At 66.9% G+C, this 4117-nt stretch carries 5 protein-coding genes; 3 read left to right on the top strand and 2 right to left on the bottom strand.

The window, feature by feature from the left end; translation table 11 throughout:
• From G0D83_RS29560 to G0D83_RS29550, 3 genes are all read left to right on the top strand, one after another.
• On the top strand, positions 1-251 hold a 251-nt coding region (locus G0D83_RS29560; protein WP_203594984.1), incomplete at its 5' end, for a histidinol dehydrogenase.
• A gap of 128 nt (positions 252-379) precedes the next feature.
• Complete coding sequence (locus G0D83_RS29555; RefSeq protein ID WP_164198151.1) at positions 380-1435, top strand: LacI family DNA-binding transcriptional regulator; 1056 nt, start codon at positions 380-382, stop codon at positions 1433-1435.
• Positions 1436-2404 (top strand): cupin domain-containing protein, encoded by a 969-nt coding sequence (locus tag G0D83_RS29550; RefSeq protein ID WP_203595683.1) that lies wholly within the window; start codon positions 1436-1438, stop codon positions 2402-2404.
• Positions 2405-2530: 126 nt separating this feature from the next.
• Here G0D83_RS29550 and G0D83_RS29545 read toward each other — a convergent pair whose 3' ends face one another.
• Entirely contained in the window at positions 2531-3496 is a 966-nt protein-coding gene (locus tag G0D83_RS29545; protein ID WP_164198149.1) for a pirin family protein, read from the bottom strand.
• 128 nt (positions 3497-3624) lie between these two features.
• A complete protein-coding gene (locus G0D83_RS29540; protein ID WP_164198147.1) occupies positions 3625-3924 on the bottom strand; it encodes a GNAT family N-acetyltransferase in 300 nt (99 codons plus the stop codon).
• Positions 3925-4117: the final 193 nt, after the last annotated feature.

Below are 4117 nucleotides of genomic sequence, written 5' to 3'. Positions count from 1 at the left end.
CGTTGCCCACCAAGAAGGCCGGGCGATACACCGGCGGGCTCTGGGTCGGCAAGTTCCTCAAGACCCACAGCTACCAGCGCGTGACCACCGACGCGGCGGCGACCCGGGTCGCCGCGTATGGCTCGCGCCTGTGCATGCTGGAGGGCTTCGCGGGTCACGCGGAGCAGTGCAATCTGCGCGTGCGGCGTTATGGCGGGATCAGCGTGCCCTACGCCGCGGCCGCCCCTGTTCTGCCCGAGGCCGCCGAGTGACCCAGCGTCGTCCAACAAGCCCTTCCGGCCACAAGACAATCGGGGCACCCGTGCCTATGATGCGCGGGCCCTCCCGGACCTGTGGCCGGGACGGCGCAACGTTGGACGACACGCAAGGGGCGCAGACGATGACGATCGAGAAGGTGACGATGGCTGACGTGGCCGAAAGGGCTGGCGTCAGCCGGTCGGCGGTCAGCAGGTACTTCACTCCGGGAGCCTCGGTGTCGAAGAAGACTGCCGAGAAGGTCCGCATCGCCGCAGAGGAGCTGGGCTTCCGGCCCAACGTCCTGGCGCGGTCGCTGATCACCGGGCAGAGCCGGATCATCGGTCTCGTGATCGCTTACCTCGAGAACTACTTCTACCCCGAGGTGCTGGAGAAGCTGTCCAAGGCGCTTCAGGCGCGCGGCTATCACGTACTGGTCTTCATGTCCTCGCAGGGCTCGGAGACGGTAGATGACGTGATCCAGGAAATCCTCGATTACCAGGTCGCTGGCCTTGTGACGGCCTCGGTGTCGCTGTCGTCGGAACTATCTACTCGCTGCGCCGGTCTCGGCGTGCCGGTGGTGCTGTTCAACCGCGCCCAGGATGGGGCGGGCGTAACCTGCGTGACCTCTGACAACGTCGAAGGCGGCCGGCAGGTGGCGCGGTTCCTGACCGAAGGCGGGCATGGCCGTATTGCCTATGTCGCGGGCTGGGAAGATGCCTCCACCCAGCGCGACCGCGAGGCCGGCTTTCTCGCGGGGTTGACCGAGGCCGGGCAGACGCTCTTTGCCCGCGCGGTCGGCAACTACGAGGCGGGCGCCGCCAAGGCGGCGGCGCGCGCGCTCTTTGCTGGCAAGTCCGAGGCGGAACGGCCCGACGCGGTCTTTGTCGCCAATGACCACATGGCTTTTGTGGTCATGGACGTTCTGCGCTTCGAGCTGGGTCTGAAGGTCCCGGGTGACGTCTCGGTGGTGGGGTTCGACGACGTGCCCCCCGCTGCCTGGCCCGCCTATGACCTGACCACCGTGCGGCAGGATGCCGAAACCATGGTGGCGCGTACCGTAGACCGTCTGCTTGCACAAATCGAGACGCCTGACACGGCGTCTTCGGAGCCGATCCGCGTGCCCGCACCGCTCGTGCTGCGCGCATCGGCACGCATACCGAAGGGTTGGAGCCAACCCGAACCACCACAGGAGACTTGAATGACCACCCCCCTGGACATGGACGCCCGCCTCGTACGCTACGGTGAGTTGCAACCCTGTCGCACCGCCTTCATCGACGCCCACACGCCCGGCTCGGACCAGAAGGAAAACTTTACCATCATCGGCGGCGGCGTGTCGGAAAGTGCCGACCAGCACGTGCACATCAGCCTGCCGCACGGGTTCAACATTGGCGCGGCAGGCCAGCCGCCGCATTGCCGCAACTCGCTGCACTCGCACCGCACAGCCGAGGTGTTCTTTGTGCTGTCAGGCCGCTGGCGCTTCTTCTGGGGCCGCTGGGGCACCGCCGGCGAGGTCATTCTCGAGCCGGGCGACATCTTCAACATCCCCACCGGCATCTTCCGGGGCTTCGAGAACGTCGGTACGGACTACGGGATGATCATGGCCGTGCTTGGGGGCGACGATGCGGGTGGCGGCGTGATCTGGGCACCGCAGGTGATCGAGGACGCGCGCAACCACGGGCTGGTGCTTGGCGAGAATGGCAAACTTTACGACAGCAAGAAGGGCCAGAGCCTCCCCGAAGGTGTGGCGCCGATGCCTCTGTTGGGCGAAGAGGAGCTGAAGACGTTTCCCGAGCCGGAGGCGGCAGAGGTGCTCCCGCGTCACGTGGCGCGCTACCTGGACCTCTCGGCGATGGCGGCCAAGGCGCCGGTCAAGGTGATTGGGAAGACGGGGCGGCTGCCCGACAAGCCCGGCTTCGAGGTCGACCTGGTGACCCGTGGCTCTGCGCTGAGCGAGCCGACCGCCGAACCCTTGCCGTCTGTGCTTATGCCGGTCTTCGGTCACTGGGCGGTGACCTGGGAAGGCGGCAGCGCAATCCTCGCGCCGGGGGATACGCTGAGCGTGCCCGAGGGCCTCGCAGTGACAGTCGAGCCGAGCATGTCGGGCGAGGCGGGCCTTTACCGCATTCTCGGTACGGAAGACCCGGCCGGCGCGACCTGGAGGGGCTGACCCTTCATCGGCGCGGCCCCTCGCCTTGGGGTCGCGCGACCCGCTTCAAGGCGAAGGCGATCTGCGCGTCGTCAACCCTGAAGAGCCTCATCGATCTCCCTTGCTATGCATAGTCATGCGCGGAAATTAGTCCCAGCCTCTCGGACGGGTGCGGTCCAGTTCTGCGGTGATCGGGATGAACTCTTGCTCGTCTCCGGGCGGCAGACGGAACGGTCCGTTCGCCCAGTCGGCGGCCTTCCAGTCCTCCTTGGCTTGTTCGATCCGGTCCTTGGACGACGAGACGAAGTTCCACCAGATATACCTTGGTCCGTTCATGGTCGCGCCGCCGAGCGCCATGAGGCGGGCGCCCTGGGGACCGGCTTTGACCGAGATCCGGTCGCCGGGGCGGAACACCATCATGCGGCCGGCCTCAAAGATGTCGCCTGCGACTTCGATCGCGCCTTCGGTGACGTAGATTCCGCGGTCTTCCTGATCCTCGGGCAAAGGGAACCCGGCCCCCGGCTGCAGCACGACGTCGAGGTAGAAGGTTTCGGACGGCATGGTCACCGGGCTTTTCTCGCCATAGGCGGCGCCGAGAATGAGCCGGGCTTCGCTGCCACCGTCAGAGATCACCGGAAGCGCCTCCTTGCCGTGGTGCTCGAAGCCGGGGTCGCTTTCCTCGAGGTGCTCGGGCAGGGCGATCCAGGTCTGGATGCCAAAAAGGCTGTGGCGGGTGCCGCGGGTCTTTTCGCTGGTGCGTTCCGAATGGGTCACGCCGCGGCCCGCGGTCATCCAGTTGACCTCGCCGGGGTAGATCATCTGGTGGCTGCCGATGCTGTCGCGGTGCTCGAACTCGCCCTGGTAGAGGTAGGTGACCGTGCCGAGCCCGATATGCGGATGCGGGCGCACGTCGATGCCGCCCTCGGTGATGAACTCGGCCGGGCCCATCTGGTCAAAGAAGATGAACGGTCCGACCATCTGCCGCTTCGGCGAGGGCAGGGCGCGGCGGACGTCAAAGCCGCCGATATCGCGGGCGCGGGGGATGATCAGCGTCTCGAGCGCGCCGCAGCCGAAGCTCGGGCATTCAGGGCTATGGGTAGGGTTCCAGCTCATCTTGGGTCTCCTCTGGAGTGGCCGGCGTTACCGCCTCTGTCCTGTGTGTCGTCCTGGAACGTGCGATGCCTCGCCCGCATGACTTGCGCACAGCGGCGCTGTATTCGCTGGCTCGGCGACCGGCCGGGTCACCACTGGATGACGTCGGCGGTCTCGTCGCGGTGGCGCATCGCGTAGCCGCGCACGAAGGGGCAGAGCGGCACGATGCGCTGGCCCTTGCCGCGGGCGTCCGCGAGAAGGCGGAGCACCAGTGCCTTGGCGATCCCCATGCCGCGCATGCTGTCGGGCACCGCGGTGTGGTCGGCGATGATGAGGGTCGGCGAGACCTTGGAGATGGTCAACTCGCCTCCGCCCGCGGCACCCTCCACCGTGGCGACGTAGCGCGCTTTGCTGTCGGTTTCTCTGTAGCTGATGGTCGGATCGGTCATTTCGATGTCTCCTGCATGGGTCTGGGAGAAGCCTCCGGCGCCCGGGGAGAGGGCGCCGCGGCAGGTCATGCGGTGAGCAGCTCGGCCAGGACCGCGATCTCGCCCTGCCGGATCTGGTGGCCGCCGTCGTGGATCTCGGTCCGGACGTCGGCGCCACTGTCGACCAGCCACGTCAGCAGCCCTTCGGTGAGCG

The sequence above is a fragment of the Salipiger sp. PrR003 genome, assembly GCF_010500785.1.
GTDB lineage: Bacteria > Pseudomonadota > Alphaproteobacteria > Rhodobacterales > Rhodobacteraceae > Salipiger > Salipiger pacificus_A.
This window is presented reverse-complemented; position numbering and strand designations above follow the sequence as displayed.

Coding starts and splice junctions, on each gene's coding strand:
- G0D83_RS29545 (WP_164198149.1), bottom strand. CDS start 3,496: ATGAGCTGGAACCCTACCCATAGCCCTGAATGCCCGAGCTTCGGCTGC.
- G0D83_RS29550 (WP_203595683.1), top strand. CDS start 1,436: ATGACCACCCCCCTGGACATGGACGCCCGCCTCGTACGCTACGGTGAG.
- G0D83_RS29555 (WP_164198151.1), top strand. CDS start 380: ATGACGATCGAGAAGGTGACGATGGCTGACGTGGCCGAAAGGGCTGGC.
- G0D83_RS29540 (WP_164198147.1), bottom strand. CDS start 3,924: ATGACCGATCCGACCATCAGCTACAGAGAAACCGACAGCAAAGCGCGC.